This is a genomic window from Candidatus Methylopumilus turicensis (genome assembly GCF_000953015.1).
Lineage (GTDB): Bacteria > Pseudomonadota > Gammaproteobacteria > Burkholderiales > Methylophilaceae > Methylopumilus_A > Methylopumilus_A turicensis.
The window spans coordinates 1,719,589-1,740,336 of record NZ_LN794158.1 but is presented as its reverse complement, the minus strand read 5'-3'; the positions used below and the strand labels follow the sequence as shown (position 1 = coordinate 1,740,336).

General features: G+C 46.1%; 14 protein-coding genes. 6 read left to right on the top strand and 8 right to left on the bottom strand.

What is annotated here, in order from left to right:
* The first annotated feature begins 28 nt into the window (after positions 1-28).
* The 5 genes from atpD (at position 29) to BN1209_RS08725 (ending at position 6,804) form a co-directional block, all read left to right on the top strand.
* Complete coding sequence (gene atpD / locus BN1209_RS08745) at positions 29-1,444, top strand: F0F1 ATP synthase subunit beta (protein WP_045752099.1); 1,416 nt, start codon at positions 29-31, stop codon at positions 1,442-1,444.
* A 48-nt stretch (positions 1,445-1,492) separates the two neighbouring features.
* Positions 1,493-1,915 (top strand): F0F1 ATP synthase subunit epsilon, encoded by a 423-nt coding sequence (locus BN1209_RS08740; protein WP_045751829.1) that lies wholly within the window; start codon positions 1,493-1,495, stop codon positions 1,913-1,915.
* Positions 1,916-2,031: 116 nt separating this feature from the next.
* Positions 2,032-3,399, top strand: coding sequence for a bifunctional UDP-N-acetylglucosamine diphosphorylase/glucosamine-1-phosphate N-acetyltransferase GlmU (gene glmU, locus BN1209_RS08735; protein WP_082048438.1), 1,368 nt, complete (start codon positions 2,032-2,034; stop codon positions 3,397-3,399).
* 24 nt (positions 3,400-3,423) lie between these two features.
* Positions 3,424-5,256, top strand: a complete 1,833-nt coding sequence (glmS, locus tag BN1209_RS08730; RefSeq protein WP_045751827.1) for a glutamine--fructose-6-phosphate transaminase (isomerizing) — start codon at positions 3,424-3,426, stop codon at positions 5,254-5,256.
* A gap of 21 nt (positions 5,257-5,277) precedes the next feature.
* On the top strand, positions 5,278-6,804 hold the full coding sequence (locus BN1209_RS08725) for a sulfatase-like hydrolase/transferase (RefSeq protein ID WP_045751826.1): 1,527 nt from the start codon (positions 5,278-5,280) through the stop codon (positions 6,802-6,804).
* A 9-nt stretch (positions 6,805-6,813) separates the two neighbouring features.
* Here BN1209_RS08725 and BN1209_RS08720 read toward each other — a convergent pair whose 3' ends face one another.
* The 5 genes from BN1209_RS08720 to argS all read right to left on the bottom strand — a co-directional run bounded on the left by BN1209_RS08720 (position 6,814) and on the right by argS (position 11,239).
* Complete coding sequence (locus BN1209_RS08720) at positions 6,814-7,371, bottom strand: trimeric intracellular cation channel family protein (RefSeq protein WP_231855130.1); 558 nt, start codon at positions 7,369-7,371, stop codon at positions 6,814-6,816.
* Between the two features lie 86 nt (positions 7,372-7,457).
* Positions 7,458-8,234 carry an SDR family oxidoreductase gene (locus tag BN1209_RS08715; RefSeq protein ID WP_045751824.1) on the bottom strand — a complete coding sequence of 259 codons (777 nt, stop codon included), beginning with the start codon at positions 8,232-8,234 and terminating at the stop codon, positions 7,458-7,460.
* A 14-nt stretch (positions 8,235-8,248) separates the two neighbouring features.
* Positions 8,249-8,884 (bottom strand): thiol:disulfide interchange protein DsbA/DsbL, encoded by a 636-nt coding sequence (locus tag BN1209_RS08710; protein ID WP_045751823.1) that lies wholly within the window; start codon positions 8,882-8,884, stop codon positions 8,249-8,251.
* A gap of 66 nt (positions 8,885-8,950) precedes the next feature.
* On the bottom strand, positions 8,951-9,526 hold the full coding sequence (locus BN1209_RS08705; protein ID WP_045751822.1) for an SPOR domain-containing protein: 576 nt from the start codon (positions 9,524-9,526) through the stop codon (positions 8,951-8,953).
* A 42-nt stretch (positions 9,527-9,568) separates the two neighbouring features.
* Entirely contained in the window at positions 9,569-11,239 is a 1,671-nt protein-coding gene (gene argS / locus BN1209_RS08700) for an arginine--tRNA ligase (RefSeq protein ID WP_045751821.1), read from the bottom strand.
* 96 nt (positions 11,240-11,335) lie between these two features.
* Between argS and BN1209_RS08695 the strand changes: the two genes are divergently transcribed.
* Positions 11,336-13,528: a primosomal protein N' gene (locus BN1209_RS08695; protein ID WP_045752098.1), complete on the top strand. Its 2,193-nt coding sequence runs from the start codon at positions 11,336-11,338 to the stop codon at positions 13,526-13,528.
* Between the two features lie 8 nt (positions 13,529-13,536).
* Here the strand turns inward: BN1209_RS08695 and hemE are convergent, their stop codons facing one another.
* The 3 genes from hemE to BN1209_RS08680 all read right to left on the bottom strand — a co-directional run bounded on the left by hemE (position 13,537) and on the right by BN1209_RS08680 (position 20,730).
* Positions 13,537-14,604 carry a uroporphyrinogen decarboxylase gene (hemE, locus tag BN1209_RS08690; RefSeq protein WP_045751820.1) on the bottom strand — a complete coding sequence of 356 codons (1,068 nt, stop codon included), beginning with the start codon at positions 14,602-14,604 and terminating at the stop codon, positions 13,537-13,539.
* Between the two features lie 70 nt (positions 14,605-14,674).
* Positions 14,675-16,102, bottom strand: a complete 1,428-nt coding sequence (locus tag BN1209_RS08685; protein WP_045751819.1) for a glutamate synthase subunit beta — start codon at positions 16,100-16,102, stop codon at positions 14,675-14,677.
* A gap of 2 nt (positions 16,103-16,104) precedes the next feature.
* Positions 16,105-20,730, bottom strand: coding sequence for a glutamate synthase-related protein (locus BN1209_RS08680; protein WP_045751818.1), 4,626 nt, complete (start codon positions 20,728-20,730; stop codon positions 16,105-16,107).
* Positions 20,731-20,748: the final 18 nt, after the last annotated feature.

Genomic DNA, 20,748 nt, shown 5'->3' with positions numbered 1-20,748 from the left:
GAATTAAGCATAGATGGGGATCATTAAGATGAGTCAAGGTAAAGTTGTACAGTGTATCGGCGCTGTTGTTGACGTGGAATTTCCACGTGACCAAATGCCTAAGGTTTATGAAGCCTTGGTATTAGACGAAGCAGGTTCTACAGCAGAAGCTGGCCTGACATTCGAAGTTCAACAGCAATTAGGTGACGGCATTGTTCGTACCATTGCGATGGGTTCAAGTGACGGTCTTCGTCGCGGTATGTCAGTTAAAGCAACTGGCGCTGGTATCTCTGTACCGGTTGGTACAGCGACACTAGGTCGCGTGATGGACGTGCTAGGCCGTCCAATCGACGAAGCAGGTCCAATCGCAACAGACGAACGTCGTGAAATTCACCAACATGCACCTACTTTTGAAGAGTTGTCTCCATCAGTAGACTTGCTAGAAACAGGTATTAAGGTGATTGACTTGGTATGTCCGTTTGCTAAGGGCGGTAAAGTTGGTCTATTCGGCGGTGCTGGTGTAGGTAAAACAGTTAACATGCTTGAGTTGATTAACAACATTGCTAAAGAGCACTCAGGTTTGTCAGTGTTTGCGGGTGTGGGTGAACGTACTCGTGAAGGTAACGACTTCTACCATGAAATGGCTGAAGCTGGCGTTATTAAACTAGACAACATGGCTGAATCAAAAGTAGCGATGGTGTTTGGTCAAATGAACGAACCACCAGGCAACCGTTTACGCGTTGCGTTGTCAGGTTTGACAATGGCTGAAAAATTCCGTGACGAAGGCCGTGATATCTTGTTCTTCGTGGATAACATCTACCGTTACACATTGGCTGGTACTGAAGTATCAGCGTTGCTAGGTCGTATGCCATCAGCTGTGGGTTACCAGCCTACATTGGCAGAAGAAATGGGTCGCTTACAAGAACGTATTACATCAACTAAAGTTGGTTCTATTACTTCTATTCAAGCGGTTTACGTTCCTGCGGATGACTTGACTGACCCATCACCAGCGACAACATTCCAACATTTGGACTCAACAGTTGTGTTGTCACGTGACATCGCTTCATTGGGTATTTACCCTGCGGTTGACCCACTTGACTCAACTTCACGTCAATTGGATCCACTCGTTGTTGGTGAAGAGCATTATGCTGTTGCACGTAGCGTTCAACAAACACTACAACGTTATAAAGAGTTGCGCGACATTATTGCGATTCTTGGTATGGACGAGTTGGCACCAGAAGATAAATTGGCTGTTGCCCGTGCACGTAAGATCCAACGTTTCTTATCACAACCTTTCCACGTAGCTGAAGTGTTTACAGGCGCGCCTGGTAAGTACGTACCATTAAAAGAAACCATCAAAGGTTTCAAAGGTATTGTGAACGGTGATTACGATCACCTACCAGAACAAGCGTTCTACATGGTTGGTGCAATTGAAGAAGCTGTAGAAAAAGCTAAAACTCTGTAATTTGCTATAAAACTAGCTAAACAGACAGAAAGCAAATAGGTAACTAATATGGCAACAACAATACAAATCGAAGTAGTAAGTGCTGAAGAATCTATCTTCTCAGGTGAGGCAGAATTCGTTGTCGCACCTGCGTTGATGGGTGAAGTTGGTATTTATCCACGTCACACGCCTATGCTTACAAGTATTAAACCAGGTGCGTTACGTATTAAATTAGCAGCAGGCGATGAACAATTAATCTTTGTTTCAGGCGGCATTCTTGAGGTTCAACCAGGTTTAGTCACGGTTCTTGCTGATACAGCAATTCGGGGCCATGATTTAGACGAAGCTAAGGCGTTAGAAGTTAAACGTCTAGCAGAAGAAAACTTGAAGAGTAATGCGAGCGAAGTTAATTACGCATTGGCACAAAGCGAATTGGTTGAGGCATTAGCTCAACTACAAGCAATTGCTAAGTTACGTAAAACAACTCACTAAACAGCATTGTTTTAATAGCATAAAAGAAAGGCGGCTTAGGCTGCCTTTTTTGTTATGTGGGGCTGATTCCATTACAATGAAAGCCATATAGCAAAACCATCAGTCATTATTTAATTATGAGTACAAAAAATCTAAACATAGTGATACTTGCAGCAGGCAAGGGGACGCGTATGCAGTCCTTGATGCCTAAGGTTTTGCACCGCTTGGCCGGCAAGACATTGTTGCAACATGTGATTGATAAAGCGAAGCAACTCATTCCCAATAAGGTGGTGGTGGTTTATGGTTATGGTGGTGATGCCGTCCCTAAAGCGTTGACGCACGAAACAATCACATGGGTTGAGCAAAAAGAACAACTAGGCACAGGTCATGCGGTATTACAGGCTGTACCGCACTTAGATGATGATGGAAAAACGCTTATTTTGTTGGGTGATGTCCCCTTACTTGATCAAAAAAGCTGTTTAGCTTTGCTTGATAAAACGGATACGCTGGGATTGTTGACTGTGAACAAACAAAATCCGACAGGGTATGGACGTATTGTAAGAGATGCTCAAAACCAAATTTTAGCTATCGTTGAGCATAGAGATGCAACAAAAGAGCAAAGAGATATTACAGAAGTGAACACAGGCATCATTGCTGTAAGTAATACTCAATTGAAGGCTTGGTTATCAAAGCTTAGTAATAAAAACGCTCAGGCCGAATACTACTTGACTGACATTGTCGCGATGGCAGTCAACGACGGATTAAATGTTGCAGCTGAAATCACTGACGATGAGTCCTCGGTCGAGGGTGTCAATTCAAAAGAAGATCTGGCTGGTTTAGAGCGCGTATATCAAACGAGAAATGCGTCAGCACTCATGCAAGCAGGCGCAACACTAGCAGATCCGTTGAGAATCGATGTGCGTGGTGAATTAACAGTCGGTAAAGATGTTGAGATTGACGTTGGATGTGTATTTGAGGGGTTCGTCAGCTTGGGTGATCAAGTGAAAATCGGACCATACTGCGTGATTAAGGATGCCAGCATTGGTAAGGGCACGCATATTGCAGCATTCACTCACATTGATCAGGCAAAGGTGGCGGCTGATTGTAAGCTGGGACCATATGCTCGATTACGCCCAGGTGCTGAGATAGCAGATGCCGCCCACATTGGTAATTTCGTTGAGGTTAAAAATAGCCAAGTAGGTGTCGGTTCCAAAGTAAATCATTTGAGCTATGTTGGTGATGCCACAATCGGTAAAAACGTCAACGTTGGTGCAGGCACGATTACCTGCAATTATGATGGTGTGAATAAATATAGAACTGTCATAGAAGACAATGTATTTATTGGATCTGACACCCAGTTAGTTGCCCCTGTCGTGATTGGTGAAGGTGCTACAATCGCAGCTGGCTCTACCATAACAAAGAATGCGCCTGCAGGCCAATTAACCTTCTGCAGAGCAAAAGATCAAAAGAGCATTGCCAGCTGGAAACGTCCAGTTAAAAAATAATTAGAGTTATTCAGAAAGAAAAATATGTGTGGCATTGTCGGCGCTATTGCAAATAGAAACATTGTTTCAACCCTGATTGAAGGCTTAAGTCGTCTCGAGTATCGCGGCTACGATTCAGCTGGTATTGCGGTGCTAAATGGACCTTCTATCGAGCGCGTGCGCGCGGTTGGACGTGTTGCTGCAATGACTGATAAAGCGAATGAGGTGAAGCTCAGTGGCGAGCTTGGGATTGGACACACGCGCTGGGCAACCCACGGTGGGGTTACAGAAAGTAACGCCCATCCACACGTATCAAATGGTGAAATTGCCGTTGTGCATAATGGCATTATTGAAAATCACGATGAGCAGCGCGACCGTCTCGCAAAATTGGGTTATTTGTTTGAGTCACAGACGGATACAGAGGTCATCGCCCATCTTATTCACTATTATCACAACCAAGGCCTAGGTTTGCTTGCTGCCACTCAAAAGGCGGTGGCGGAATTAACAGGTGCTTTTGCGATTAGTGTCATTTCAGTGAAAGAGCCTAACTCAATGATCACAGCGCGATTTGGCTGCCCATTGCTGGTTGGTTTGGGTGACGGTGAAAACTTCATTGCTTCCGACGTCTCAGCAGTGTTGTCAGTCACGCGCAAAGTTATGTATTTGGAAGATGGCGATGTAGCTGAAATTCGTCGCGACGGCGTGACCGTATTTGGCGCGGATGGTAAGACCGTCACCCGTAAGGTGCACATGAGTGATGTGTCTTTAGCATCAATGGAGCTTGGTCCTTATTCGCACTTCATGCAAAAAGAAATCCATGAGCAGCCACGCGCATTAACAGACACCATTGAAGCCTTAATTGATGACAACAAGTTCTCCTCTGCGCTTTTTGGCGATGGGGCAGAAGAGATTTTTAATCAGGTGGACAGCATTCTGATCTTGGCTGCGGGTACTAGCTACTACGCAGCACTGACCGCGAAGTACTGGATTGAAGATATTGCGAAGCTACCAACGAGTGTAGAAATCGCGAGTGAATACCGTTATCGCCAGTCCGTCCCAAATCCTAATCAGTTAATTGTGACCATTTCACAATCCGGTGAAACACTAGATACGATGGAAGCGTTAAAGCACGCTAAGTCATTAGGCCAAAATCTAACACTGGCCATTTGTAATGTGCAAGAGAGTGCTATCCCTCGTGCTTCAGCCCTCGTTTTTTATACCCGCGCAGGTGCTGAAATTGGCGTGGCATCAACCAAAGCATTTACAACACAATTAGTCGCTTTATTCACGCTAGCCGCGACGCTTGCAAAGCAACGTGGTTTGCTTCAGAAGACGCAAGAGCAGCAGTATCTCAATGCACTTCGTCAGCTGGCGGTGAGCGTACAACACGCACTCAACTTAGAGCCACAAATTCGAGAATGGGCAAAAGCGTTTGCTAATAAACACCATGCGTTATTCTTGGGTCGGGGTATCCATTATCCGATTGCGCTAGAAGGCGCATTAAAGCTCAAAGAGATTAGTTACATTCATGCCGAGGCTTACCCTGCCGGAGAGCTAAAACATGGCCCATTGGCGCTTGTAGATAGCGACATGCCTATCGTTGTGATTGCTCCGAATGATGCGTTGCTCGAGAAGGTGAAGTCTAATATGCAAGAAGTCGCGGCACGTGGTGGTCAGTTGTTTGTGTTTGCGGATGCTGACAGTCACTTTGCTGAAAGTGAGGGGGTTCACGTGATTCGTACCCCACGCCATGTGGGTGTGCTTTCTCCAATTTTACATACGATCCCAGTGCAAATGCTGGCATATCATGCGGCCTTGCTTAAAGGCACGGATGTAGACAAGCCTCGCAACTTAGCAAAATCAGTGACTGTTGAATAACGCTTTGGCATTGTTATCTAAATGCTAACGCGCATTCAGCAAATCCATAATCGACATCGTCATCAGGTAAGAGCGCTACTTCGATTTCTCACCTATTTGTTGGCTTTTTTCTTAACAGCCATCGCCTATTGGATTGCCGACAATTTTGGCGAGCCATCATTAGAGCAAGTCCTCTACCATGCGCAGTTTGGAATGGATGGTTTGGTTGATACTGACACGGCTTTAATCAAGAGTTTCTTAACTTGGTGCATTGCTTTGCCAGCAGGATTATCTTTACTGCTGGTATTGATTGAGTCGTCCATCGCGTTGTTTCTTACCCATGGATCCACGCATTGGCTTACTAGTCCAGCACGCGCCGCCAATATTCATGTTGTTAAAGTTTTTTATTGGTTCATCAATCATCGAGCGCCGCTCTATGTCTTAATTGCATCCGCAACCTACTTTTGTGTGCAATTTTCGGTGACGGCCTTTGTACACAACCAATTTGGTAAAGATTACTTTGCTGCACATTATGTATATCCAGCAAAGGTAAAGGTTGACGTGATTAGGCCCAAAAACTTGGTGCTTATCTATGTTGAAAGTATGGAAGATACTTATAAAGATCCGAAAATGTTTGGGAAGAACTTACTTGCAAGTCTAGATCATTTAAATGGAATCAGTTTTAGTCACTACAAACAGGCGCCAGGCACGGGTTGGACAATTGCAGGAATCACTTCAACGCAGTGCGGATTGCCGCTTAAAAGTGTGAGTTTGTATGATGGTAACGATCAGGGCGAAAACATTAAATCGTTTTTACCAAACGCTGTTTGTTTGGGGGATATTTTGCATAACGCTGGTTATTACAATGTTTACATGGGCGGTGACGCCCTCGCCTTTTCGGGAAAAGGAAAATTTTTTCAAGATCATCACTATGACGAAGTCTTGGGACGAGAGGAGTTAAAAGGGCGTCATACGAAAAAAGACATGAATTTCTGGGGGCTATATGATGATGATTTACTCGTCCTCGTCAAAGCAAAATTGATTGCGCTCCACGCACAAAACAAACCCTTCAATTTGACATTTACAACAATCGATACCCATGGTCCAGATGGCCATTATTCAAAGTATTGTAAAGCGCACGGTATCAAGGACTTTAATGGCATTGTGGAATGCTCATCAAATCAGGTTGCTGAGCTTGTTCAGTTTATGCGGCACAATCATTACTTTAGGGACACTAATGTAGTGATTTTGGGCGACCATTTAGCCATGGAAAATCCAGTGTATGAAAAGCTAGAAAAAGTAAAGGTGCGCCATATTTTTAACGAATTTATTTCCACGAAACCCATTATTAAAAATCGTGAAGATGTCTTACATTTTGATATGTATCCCACTATTTTGGAGTTTGTGGGATTTAAAATTGAAGGTGGCAAATTAGGATTAGGATACACCGCCATTAGCAAACAAGCGGAATTGCCGCCAGCTAATGAATATGAAGAAATGAATGAGGATCTGTTGAATCAATCGGACCAGTACTTAGAATTGTGGAAACAACGCAAAGTAAACCCTTGAAACAAGTCGCTAGTTTTTTTTGATATGACTGTGGTGAGGCAGTTGCCATTTGAACTGGATAGCAAGGCCCCTGAGTATGGTAGTGATACTCGCTGCCAAGCTTAAAACAAACCACTCTTGTAAGCCCATTGCACTTAAGCTGATCACTATCCAAGCGTCAAGGAATGCCAGGAGTGCATATGGCTGATGGTCATTAAATGCTTTGGGAATCTCGTTACAACAAATATCACGAAGCACTCCCCCAAATACTGCGGTCATCACGCCCATTAGGGCTGCGACGATTGCCGGCATATTTAAATCCAACGCGATTTGTGTGCCCAGTGCAGTAAACAGGCCAAGACCTAATGCGTCAGGAATTTGAATCGCTTTCTCTGTGAACGTGAGATGACGTTCCCGCATAAAAAACATGGCAAGAATACAAGTCAATATTAGTACCCACAACCAAGCAGAATGGCTTACCCAAAAAAATGGGCGTCGATCAAGCAGAATGTCTCTTAACGTTCCGCCACCAAAAGCAGAGACGCCACTCACAATACAAAGACCAACGAGGTCCATTCTTTTTCTCATGCTTGCTATTAACCCTGAGAGGGCAAATGCGAAAGTAGCGATGATTTCTACTGCAAATTGCAGGGTATGAATGGAGAAGTGAACCATCAGAGCCAGTCCCAATTAGCATGTGCTTTTCGGGGCGCGTTACGCATGATTAAATCCCATAACCAAGGCGGAAGAAATCTCATCAACCTAGCTAAGCAGCCCATTTGCCAAGGAATTACGACGAAGCGTTTTTTCCCTGCAATAGCCTTTGCAAATTTCAATGCTGCGCGCTCTGGTGCCATTAAAAATGGCATGGAATATTGGTTGATGTCTGTCATCGGGGTTTTAATATAGCCTGGTGCAATCGTTGTGACATGAATGTCATCTAAGCTTAACTCAACTCGCAGGCTTTCTAGGTAGGTAATGACAGCGGCTTTGGATGCACTGTATGCACCTGCACCGGGCAGTCCTCTCACCCCAGCGACGCTTGCAATACCAACTAAACTGCCTTTTTTAGCCTGTTTCATCGCATGAATAAAAGGCTGAAAAGTATGCACCATGCCTAAGAGATTAATGTCGATAATGCCTTTAAATGTCAGGATGTCATCCCTATTTTCGGTCAGTGTTCCCGCACTGACCCCAGCATTAGCAATCACAATATCAGGGACACCAAAGCGTGCCATAAAATCATGAGCAGCCTTGTCTAACGCTTCTGCATCTCGTACATCAAGCGTGTAAATACAAGTTTCTGTGGGTAATGAATTTTGAAGAGATGTGAGGAGGTCTGCTCGTCGTGCTGCTAAGCCAAGGATGGCGCCTTCTTTGGCATAGTGTTCGGCAAGTGCTTGCCCGATGCCACTGGAGGCGCCAGTAATAAAAATCTTAAGCTGAGACACGGCTGTGTCCGAACTTATTTTTTAGCCGCTTTATCTTTTCTAACGTTTTCGATGATGTAGTTAGCAACGTTGAGTACTTCTTGATTGCCACCAGCCATCGTGACTGAAGTGATATATCGACCATCAATAATGAGAGAAGGTACACCGGTTGCGCCAGAAGCACGGAAAACTTGAGCGGCTTGATTTAATTTGGTATTGAGTGAAAAGGAGTTGAATTCAGTTTCAACTTTTTTACGGTCTAGACCGCTTTCTTTTTTAATCCAATCAATCGTTGCTTTTTCATCATTAGGTAAAAATGCTTTTTGTTTATGCAATGCTTCAAAAAGTTTGGTGTGTAACTTATCTGATAAACCCAGCGCTTCCATGGCATAGAAAGCTTTAGCCATTGGCGCCCAATCAGGACGTGGTAAGCCAGGAACGCGTTTGAAAGTAACGTCTTTAGGAAGTGTTTTGACCCACGCAGCAAGCTGAGGCTCGAGCACAAAGCAATGTGGGCAGCCATACCAAAACAATTCTGTAACTTCGATTTTAGATGGACTATCTGAAGGAATGATTTGAGCGGTTTGTGTAAACTCGGTCCCATTTTGTGGGGCATCTGCCATCACCGTTGTCGAAGCAATTAACATGAGTGCGGCGAGTAGTTTTTTCATGTGCGTATTCCTTAATTTAATTGAAAGCTTAAGTGTTAGTGCTTAAAAAATGTATTTAGTTTAATTTTACTGCGGGGATGTCGTGTTCACTTTGATGAGGTCTGGCTTAAAGCCGTTTTCGACCAAATCCCCTCTTGTTTTAGTGAGTTGTGATGGATCTGAAAATGGTCCAACGCGCACGCGGTGCAAAACGCCCTTTTCTGGGCTAGTGGCAGTTTGAATAATTGCCTCTAAACCGAGTAGCGCTAATTTTGCTTTTACATTATCAGCCTCTTGCTCAGTCTTAAATGCGCCCACTTGAAGAAAGTAGGTTTCTTTTGCTTGGGCATTACTTTCCAACTGTTTAATTTCTTGCTCGGTAACCTTGGCCTCATTGCCGGGCAAAATATTGTAGTACTCAAAGCGGTCTTTGGGAGGCGCCTCATCCACTTTGGCTTCCTTTCCAGTCTCTACTGGGTTGCCGGACTCAGGGATCATTGCGGGTCCGTTTTTAGTACTAAAAGGACTTTCCCCGCCTTTAAGATAAACAGTGAAGGCTACTGCAATCCCAACGCCGATGAGTAAGCCAACGATCAATCCATTGAGGAATGGATTTGGCTTTTGCTCAGCTTTAGGTGGGGCTGGTTTGTAGTCTTTACTCATATTGATTTCCAGTGAATAAGTTAGTTTAAATCCAAGTAACCCTTACATTTTATTGGGTGCGCTAACACCCAATAATCGCAGGCCATTTCTTAATACTTGTTGCGTTGCGCTCACTAAAGCTAAGCGCGCTAATTTTGTCGTTTCGTCTTCAACTAAGATTTTATGCTCATTGTAGAAACTGTGTAAGTCACTCGCTAGATCTTTCAGATAATTCGCAATGGTGTGTGGTGCTAAGTCAGTGGCTGAATTTTCGACCACCTCTGGGAACTCACTTAGACGCTGCATCAATGCCGCATCATGCGCGCTATTGAGCGGACTTAAGTCCACTGTCGGTAAGCTTGAAGCATCGCCAGCCCATTGAGCCAACACGCTGCAAATGCGTGCGTGTGCGTATTGGATGTAGTAAACAGGATTGTCGTTTGTTTGTGCGCGCGCTAAATCAATATCAAAAATCAGTTGTGAGTCGGCACGACGCGCGGCTAGGAAATAGCGCGTTGCATCACAGCCAACCTCTTCAATCAAATCGCGTAACGTGACATAACTGCCGGCGCGTTTTGATAGTTTGACTTCTTCACCGCCGCGCATCACCGTCACCATTTGGTGCAGCACGTAATCAGGCCATCCTTGTGGAATGCCAACATTCAATGCCTGCAAGCCAGCTCGCACGCGAGTGATGGTGCTGTGATGGTCGGCACCTTGCTCGTTAATGACACGATCAAAACCACGATTCCATTTGTCGAGGTGATAGGCTACATCTGGGACAAAGTAAGTATAGCCACCATCTGTTTTGCGCATGACACGGTCTTTGTCATCACCAAAGTCAGTGGTACGTAGCCAAAGCGCATCGTCTTGCTCGTAGGTGTGGCCACTAGCGATTAAGTTTTGTACGGTGCTTTCGACTTTGCCGTCTGTGTATAGCGCAGACTCAAGTGAAAACACATCAAATTTAATTTGGAATGCACGTAAATCTAAATCTTGTTCGTGTCGCAAATAAGCCACAGAAAATGCGCGAATAGATTCAGCATCCTCAACATCGCCAGTTGCGGTGACACTCATGTCGTCAGCAACGATGGTTTCTTTATTCAAGTATGCCTTAGCAACATCAGCGATATAGTCGCCACGATAGCCAGCTTCTGGCCATAGCGGATCATCTGGCGTAATACCGCGACAGCGCAGCTGAACGGAGTGCGTCAGATTATCAATCTGCACACCTGCATCGTTGTAGTAAAATTCACGTGTCACAGCCCAGCCATTGGCATCAAGCAATCGGGCTAAGCAATCACCAACGGCAGCGCCTCGGCCATGGCCTACGTGCAGCGGTCCTGTTGGATTTGCTGAAACAAATTCAACTTGTACTTTTCGACCTTGGCCGATATTGTTATGACCAAATTTTTCGCCTTCTGCAGCAATTAAGCCAATGATGGCTTGTTTTGCGTTGGCGCCAAGATAGAAATTAATAAAACCCGCGCCAGCGATTTCTACTTTTTCAACATAAGCAGAACTTGGTAGCGCTTGAATTAAGCTTTCTGCAATCGCGCGTGGATTTTGGCGTAGTGGTTTCGCAAGCAACATGGCCAAGTTCGTTGAGAAGTCGCCATGGTCTTTATTTTTTGGGCGCTCGAGCTGAATCGCTAAATTAGACGCATCAAAATCAGCGTTTTGCGTTAAGCTTTTTGCGGCTTCGGCTAGTAATTCGGTAAGATGTGCTTTCAAGGCAGAATATCTAAGAGGTATAAAAGGTGTATTTTAACTCATTGAGTGCTTGCGCTCATCCCCTATTCCATTTTATCTAGTGTTTACTTAGTGTTAATGCAAAAAAACATCCTTCAAATTGCCCTGGACGTTCCCCTAGACCGATTGTTCGATTATCTCGATGGTGGTGTTGACGTTCAAATCGGCCAGCGCGTCGTCGTACCGTTTGGTACGCGTAAGGTCGTGGGTGTGGTGGTGGGCATTAGCGAAACGAGTGAGTTTGCCATTGAAAAACTTAAATCCATCGTCCAGGTCTTTGACGGTGAGCCGCCAATCGACGCGGATACTTTTGTCTTATTAAGATTTTGTGCAGATTATTATCAATATCCATTTGGTCAGGCTTTATTAGCAAGCTTACCGACAAGGCTTAGACAAATTGAGCCTGCTGTTTCACGAAAACAGTTTCTATATAAACTGACCCCTGAGGGTCTTCAGGCAAGTATTGATGAAATCCCTAGTCGGCAAGTGGTGCAACGAAAAATTTTCCTCGCGCTTCAACAAGGGTCGCTGACTGAAGCTACGCTTAAAGATATTTCAGCCAGCTGGCGCCCTGCAATCGAATCTTTTCGAGATAAGGGCTGGATACAGGCAGAGCAAGTGTTAGCAGGTTTTAAATCTAGCAACCAAGCTGTTCCGCCCCCCGTGCTTAATGAAGAACAAACCTTTGCAGTCAATCAGGTAATTGAAAGCACCAATACCTTTAAGCCGTTTCTACTCCATGGCATTACGGGTAGCGGTAAAACTGAAGTTTATATGCAGATTCTGCAGCAAATTTTGACCGATCCTGACAGCCAGGCGCTGGTGCTTGTCCCAGAGATTAATCTGACCCCACAGTTAGAAGCGCGCTTCAGAAATAGATTGCCACATTTCCCCCTGGTCTCTCTGCACAGCAATCTTAGCGAGAGCGAGCGCTTACAGAATTGGCGCTTGGCACAGTCAGGACAAGCTAGAATTATCATCGGAACGCGTTTAGCGGTCTTTACGCCTATTCCCAATTTGAAAGTTGTTTTAGTGGACGAAGAGCACGATGGCTCTTATAAACAGCAAGACAGCATGCGCTACCATGCCCGTGATGTAGCCATGGTGCGTGCACAGCGCAATCAAGTGCCGATTGTGATGGGGAGTGCAACCCCAGCGCTAGAGTCTTGGCAGAACGCGCAAACAGGTAAATATACCTTACTCAGTTTAAATAGCCGAGCCGTTGCACAGTCAGCGTTACCCAATATTCGATGTCTTGATACCACTAAACTTGAAAGTGAGAATGGACTCACCCCGGTGCTGGTGAATGCCATGCGTGAGCGCTTAGATCGCGGTGAGCAAAGCCTGTTATTTATTAATCGGCGCGGATACTCGCCGGTCTTGCTATGCAGTGCCTGTCACTGGATTGCGCCTTGCATGCGCTGTAGCAGTCGTTTAGTTGTTCACCTCAAACAAGGCCGTTTACGTTGTCATCATTGTGGCCATGAGCAAAAGATGGTTCGTCAGTGTCCGAGTTGTGGCAATGCAGATTTGCATCCAACTGGGCATGGTACGCAGCGTTTGGAAGAGACCCTTAAGCAGCTTTTCCCCAGTGCTAGAATTCAACGCGTCGATCGCGACAGCACCAGTCGTAAAGAAGCGCTAAATGATATTTTGAATGCTGTTCATGCGAACGAAATTGATATTTTAATTGGCACGCAGATGTTGGCGAAAGGGCATGATTTTCCCAACCTCACCCTAGTCGGCGTGATTGATACCGACAGCGCATTATTCAGTCCTGATTTTAGAGCCGCTGAGCGTTTGTTTGCACAACTGATGCAAGTATCAGGTCGCGCTGGGCGTGCCGAAAAAGTAGGTGAAGTGCTGATACAAACTGCATTTCCAAGTCATCATTTGTTTAATGCGCTGCGTAGCCAGGATTATCCTGCTTATGCACAAACTCTTTTGCAGGAACGTGAAATGGCACAGTTCCCACCCTTCTGTTATTTAGCTTTATTGCGTGCAGAGTCGAGCAACTATCGTGATGTGGAAGCTTTTCTAAACTTCGCCTTTGAGCTTGCGCGCAGCCTGAGTCAGCAGGTGCTGACCTATGACCCAATGCGTGCACAAATGGAAAAGCTAAAGGGGATGGAGCGTGGTCAAATACTCATGCAAGCTACTCAGCGCGGCGCCTTGCAGAAGTTACTCGCTTCTCTAACGCCGCAATTAAGGGCAAGTAAATTGGCGGCGAAAGTGCGCTGGAGTGTGGACGTTGATCCGATGGAGTTTTAGATTTTAATCTAAGCTACGTGGTACTGTTTGCTGTGTTCGCGAACAGCCGATAAAAATGCTGCTGCATTCTCTGGCGGTGTCCATTGTGTAATCCCATGACCCAAATTAAACACGTGACCATGACCTTTGCCGTAGCTTGCTAGAATCGTGGCGACTTCTTTCTCAATCGCCTCGGGCGTGGACAGTAAAATCGCTGGGTCCATATTGCCTTGAAGTGCGACCTTATCCCCAACGCGTTGACGTGCTTCTCCTATGCTCACAGTCCAATCTAAGCCTAATGCATCAGCACCAATATTGGCTTGTGCCTCAAGCCAGAGTGCACCGCCTTTGGTGAACACAATACTTGGCACTTTTTTGCCCTCGGCCGTTTTGGTCAGACCATTCACAATTTTTTGCATGTAGCCGAGTGAGAATTCTTGGTAAGCGTTGTGTGAAAGTGCGCCGCCCCATGAGTCGAAAATCATCACAGCCTGTGCACCTGCCGCGATCTGTGCATTGAGATACAAAATGACCGTTTGCGCGGTTGTTTCTAAGATGTGATGCAATAGATCAGGACGAGCATAGGCCATCTTCTTAATCGTTAAGAAATCTGTGCCGCCCTTACCCTCAACCATATAGGTGGCGAGCGTCCAAGGGCTACCAGAGAAGCCAATCAGTGGCACGCGGCCATCTAATGTCTTACGTATTTGGCTGACCGCATCGAACACGTACTGGAGCTTTGCCATGTCTGGCACTTCTAGCTTTTTGATGTCAGCCTCTTGTTGTAAAGTACGCTCGAATTTCGGACCTTCACCCTCTTCAAAGTAAAGTCCTAAACCCATCGCATCGGGTACCGTCAGAATGTCTGAAAACAAAATAGACGCATCGAGCAACGGATAGCGGTCTAGTGGTTGCATCGTCACCTCTGTTGCAAAGTCAGGGTTCTTGCAAAGCTGTAAAAAGCTACCTGCAGTTTTACGACTTTCACGATATTCCGGCAAGTAGCGCCCTGCTTGGCGCATCATCCAAACAGGGGTGTAGTCAGTTGGTTCGCGCATCAGGGCTTTGAGGAAGGTGTCGTTTTTTAATGTCGTCATTTTGCTATCTATATCTAAATACTTCAGTGATGAAAAAAGGGTGCTAAGCACCCTTTTCTTTTACGCTAATTTAGCGAGGTAGACTTGAAGAGCCCATTAAGAATTCATCCACAGCGCGTGCACATTGACGACCCTCACGGATTGCCCAAACGACCAGTGACTGACCACGACGCATATCGCCAGCGGCGAACACTTTTGCCTTGGAGGTTGTGTAACAACCAACACCATCAGTCGTTGCCTTTGCATTGCCGCGTGCATCTTTTTCAACGCCAAATGCATCGAGTACTTTTTGCATTGGACTGACAAAGCCCATTGCAAGCAAGACTAAGTCAGCTTTCATCGTGAACTCAGAACCTGGCACTTCAACCATCTTGCCGTCTTTCCATTCAACTTTAGCGCCTTTCAGTGCAGTCACTTTGCCATTTTCACCAATTAATTCTTTAGTGGTGATAGACCAGTCACGATCACAACCTTCTTCGTGAGAGCTTGACGTGCGGAGTTTAAGTGGCCAATTAGGCCATACCATGTTCTTATTTTCTTTTTCTGGTGGTTGCGGCATCACTTCAAATTGTGAAATGGATACTGCACCGTGACGATTCGATGTGCCCACGCAATCTGAGCCTGTATCGCCACCGCCAATCACTACCACATGTTTGTTGGTCGCCATGATTTGGTTGGGCACAGTATCACCAGCGACTACTTTATTTTGTGGTCGTAGGAAATCCATCGCAAAATGTACACCATCAAGCTCGCGGCCTGGGACTGGCAAATCACGTGGATTTTCAGCGCCGCCCGCTAAGATCACCGCATCAAAATCTTTGCTCAAGTCTTCAGCGCTGACGTTTTCGCCAACAGCATGATTGACACGGAACTCAACACCTTCCGCTTCCATTTGTTCAACACGGCGATCAATATGACTTTTCTCAAACTTAAAGTCAGGAATACCATAGCGGAGTAAACCACCCACGCGGGTTTCTTTTTCAAATACCACCACATGATGGCCGGCACGCGCGAGTTGTTGGGCCGCGGCCATGCCTGCAGGGCCTGAACCCACAATCGCAATCTTCTTGCCAGTTTTATGTGCTGGTGGTTGTGGAACCACCCAATTGTTTTCCCAAGCCTTATCAATGATTGCATGCTCAATGGATTTAATGCCAACGGCATCATCATTAATATTCAGGGTACATGCTGCTTCACACGGTGCTGGGCAAATGCGGCCAGTGAACTCTGGGAAGTTATTGGTTGAGTGCAATACGTCAATCGCTGCGCGCCAATCTTGCTGATACACCAAATCATTCCAGTCTGGAATGATGTTGTTGACTGGGCATCCAGTAGTACAAAAAGGAATACCGCAGTCCATACAACGTGCACCCTGGACCTTTGCTTGTTCGTCTGTTAAATGCAGTACAAATTCTTTGTAATTTTTTACACGATCCGTAACAGGCAGGTTAGCCTCTGAAAGGCGTTCAAATTCCATAAAGCCGGTAACTTTACCCATGATTATGCAGCCTCCTTTTTGGCAGCAGCGAGCTCATTAAGCGCGCGTTTGTATTCATTTGGCATCACTTTTATAAATTTGCTTCTCGCATTTTCCCAGTCTGCACGAAGCGCTTTAGCACGTTCACTGCCAGTATAGGTAATATGCTTGTCGATCAATGCTAGGAGCGTTGTTTCGTCAGCTTGGTTCAAGTGGTTGATACTATTTGTACCGAATGTTGACGCAGGTTCGACTTTCTCAAGCGATACCATGGCCATATTGCAACGTTTATTGAACATACCATCTTCGTCGTACACATATGCCACGCCGCCTGACATCCCTGCTGCGAAGTTCAAGCCAGTGAGACCAAGCACCACTACTGTGCCGCCAGTCATGTATTCACAGCCGTGGTTGCCAACGCCCTCAACAACAGCGCTTGCGCCTGAATTGCGGACGCAGAAGCGCTCGCCTGCCACACCGCGGAAGTAGCTTTCACCCGTGGTTGCACCAAACATCACAGTATTGCCTGCGATCACGTTTTCATGCGCCACACCGCGGAACGCGACAGGTGGTTTGATGACGATACGACCGCCACATAAGCCCTTGCCAACGTAGTCATTGCCTTCACCCGTGAGTTCAATGCTGATGCCATGCGCTAAGAATGCTGCAAAACTTTGACCCGCTGTGCCTTGTAGCTTGATGCTGATGGTGTCATCAGGTAAGCCAGCATTGCCATAAATCGTCGCGACTTGGTTTGAAAGCATGGTGCCGCAAGTGCGGTTTGTATTGGTAATCGGCAAGTCGATCGTGACTTTCTCACCTTTTTCTAGTGCTGGTTTTGCAAGTACAATCAGTTGATTATCAAGTGCATTCTTTAGTCCATGGTCTTGGACGTCGTTATTAAACAACGAAACAGATTGATCCACTTTGGGTTGATGGAATATTTTGTTGAAATCAAGACCAGCAAGCTTCCAGTGATCGATACCCTTTTGCATATCGAGCAAATCAGCGCGGCCGATTAGATCGTTAAATTTTCGAATGCCCATCTCAGCCATTAACTCACGCACCTCTTCAGCAACGAAGAAGAAGTAATTCACAACATGCTCAGGCTGACCAGTAAAACGTTTACGCAGCTCAGGATCTTGCGTAGCAACACCAACTGGGCATGTATTGAGATGGCATTTACGCATCATGATGCAGCCTTCAACAACAAGTGGGGCTGTCGCAAAACCAAATTCATCTGCACCTAGTAACGCGCCAATTAATACATCGCGACCCGTCTTCATTTGACCGTCAACTTGCAACACGATGCGGCCACGTAATTGGTTAAGCACCAGCGTTTGCTGTGTTTCAGCCAGACCAAGTTCCCACGGTGTACCCGCATGTTTGATCGATGAAATTGGAGATGCGCCAGTACCGCCATCGTGACCAGCCACTACGATGTGGTCTGATTTTGCTTTAGCAACGCCGGCTGCGACAGTTCCAATACCAGTTTCTGATACCAACTTCACTGAGATGTCGGCTTTTGGATTCGCGTTTTTTAAATCGTGAATCAACTGCGCCAAATCTTCAATCGAGTAAATGTCATGGTGTGGAGGCGGTGAAATCAAGCCAACACCCGGCACTGAGAAACGTAATTGCGCAATATAAGGACTGACTTTATGGCCAGGTAATTGACCGCCTTCACCAGGTTTTGCACCTTGCGCCATCTTGATTTGGATTTGGTCAGCGTTTGCTAAGTATTCAGCAGTCACACCAAAACGGCCAGAAGCAACTTGCTTAATTTTTGAGCGCATTGAATCGCCAGCTTGTAGCGGAATATCTCGCTCAATCAAACTTGCACCAATGACTTCAGCCATTGAGCTTGCTTTAGCGACAGGGATGAAGCGTTTTGGATCTTCGCCGCCCTCGCCAGTGTTTGATTTACCACCGATACGGTTCATCGCAATCGCCAATGTGGCATGCGCTTCAGTTGAAATCGAACCTAAAGACATTGCGCCCGTTGCAAAGCGTTTAACGATCTCCTTGGCTGATTCAACTTCTTCTAGTGGCACAGGGGCGCCAGCAGATTTAATCTCGAATAAACTACGTAAGGTCATGTGACGACGGCTTTGGTCGTTGATCAGTTTTGCATACTCTTTGTAGGTGCTGGCTTCACCAGTTCGCGTTGCATGTTGTAGTTTCGCAATTGAATCAGGCGTCCACATATGCTCTTCACCACGGATGCGGTAAGCATACTCACCGCCCGCATCTAGCGCGTTTGCCAAAACAGGATCGTCTCCGAAGGCAGCTGTGTGAAGCTTGAAGCTTTCTGTTGAAACTTCCTCTAAGCCGATGCCTTCGATATGCGTCGCTGTACCGGTGAAGTATTTTTCAATAAATGGCGTGTTCAGGCCAATGGCTTCAAAAATTTGCGCACCGCAATAAGATTGGTAGGTTGAAATACCCATCTTGGACATGACTTTATGCAACCCTTTGCTGATCGCTTTAATGAAGTTTTTATTGGCTTCGTAGGAGTCACCTTTGACCATATCTGCAATGGTTTGGAAGGCGAGCCAAGGGCAAACAGCCTCAGCACCGTAACCGCCAAGCAAAGCGAAATGATGAACCTCACGTGCAGAACCAGTATCAACCACTAAGCCAGTGCTGGTTCTGAGGCCTGCACGTACTAATGACTGATGCGTCGCTGATGTGGCTAATAATGCAGGGATCGCTAAGCGATCTTTGCTGATTGCGCGGTCTGAAAGAATCAATAAATTGTACCCATCACGCACTGCTTTGCTGGCCGCAGCACAAATTGCTTCAACGGCGGCGCCCATCCCTGCGGTGCCTTCTGAAATTGGATAAGTAATATCCAACGTTAACGCGCGGTATTGGTTTTCAGTGAGCGTATCAATGGCTCGAAGTTGTTCTAATTCCACTAACGTGAGTACAGGCTGGCTAGCCTCTAAACGCATTGGTGGGTTAGTCTCATCAATCGCTAGTAGGTTTGGTTTCGGTCCAATAAAAGTGACCAGTGACATGACTAATTCTTCACGAATTGGGTCAATTGGTGGGTTGGTCACTTGGGCAAATAATTGCTTAAAGTAGTGATATAGCACTTTTGGCTTATTAGACAACACAGACAACGCACTATCGTTACCCATCGAGCCGGAGGCCTCTTCGCCATTAGCAATCATTGGTTGCATGACGAACTTCACATCTTCTTGAGTGTAACCAAACGCTTGCTGCGTATCCATTAAGCTGGCAGCCATCGCTGGTTGCGCATCCACCTTAGGTAAGTCCGCTAAGGAATAACGCGTTTTTTCAATCCATGCTTTATATGGTTTAGCTTCGGCTAGGCTTTTCTTGATTTCAGCATCGTCAATGATGCGGCCTTCTTCAAGGTTAATCAGCAGCATTTTGCCTGGTTGCAAACGCCATTTCTTGATGATTTTTTCTTCTGGGAATGTCAGCACGCCCATTTCAGAGGCCATCATCACATGGTCATCATCTGTTAATAGGTAGCGTGCTGGACGTAAGCCATTACGGTCAAGAGTCGCGCCAATGGTGGTGCCGTCTGTGAAGGCAACCGCTGCTGGGCCATCCCAAGGCTCCATCAAGGCTGCGTGATATTCGTAGAAAGCGCGACGATCTGCATCCATCAGTTTGTTGGCGCTTTCGTTGGACCATGCTTCAGGAATTAACATCATCATCGCGTGTGGCAATGAGTAGCCGCCAGCCACCAACAACTCAAGCGCGTTATCAAATGCAGCGGAGTCAGATTGACCTTCCACAATGAGTGGCCATAACTTTTCTAAGTCCTCACCCATTAATGCAGAGCGCATAGATTCGTGACGAGCAGCCATCCAGTTGATATTGCCTTGCACGGTGTTAATTTCACCATTGTGCGCAATCATGCGGAATGGATGTGCTAAGTCCCAAGCAGGGAAGGTGTTGGTTGAGAAACGTTGATGCACTAAGGCTAGTGCAGACATCATGTCAGGGTCATTTAGATCGGTGTAGTAAACACCAACCTCATTGGCAAGCAGCATGCCTTTGTAGATGATGGTTTTTGATGACAATGATGGGAAATAAAATTGTGCAGAATCGTCTAATTTAAGCGCACGTACTTCATGTTCGATGCGTTTACGAATCACAAATAGTTTACGTTCAAACGCATTTTGGTCAGCTACATTTTCACCCCGACCAATAAACACTTGGCGCATTACTGGTTCAACGTCTTTCGCCGCTTGTGCAATGTTACTGTTGTCACGCGGTACATCACGCCAGCCTAAGAGTGTTTGCGCTTCTTCGTGGATGATGCGTGCAACGATAGATTCACAAGCTTCGCGGCCATTTTTAGTTTGAGGTAGGAATGCGGTGCCGCAAGCGTAGTTGCCAATTGCCGGAAGCGTAATGCCAAGTTTGGTTGCTTCTTTGCGCATAAACGCATCTGGCATTTGAATCAAAATGCCGGCGCCGTCACCCAATTTTGGGTCGTAACCAGTCGCACCACGGTGGGTTAAGTTTGCAAGAATTTGCAAACCTTGTTGCACAATTTGATGGCTCTTTTTGCCTTTTATGTGCGCAACAAAACCAAGACCGCAGGCGTCGCGTTCGTTAGATGGACTATATAAACCTTGCTGCTCTGGCATTCCGCTGCCCATTTCCTATCCCTCGTCAGT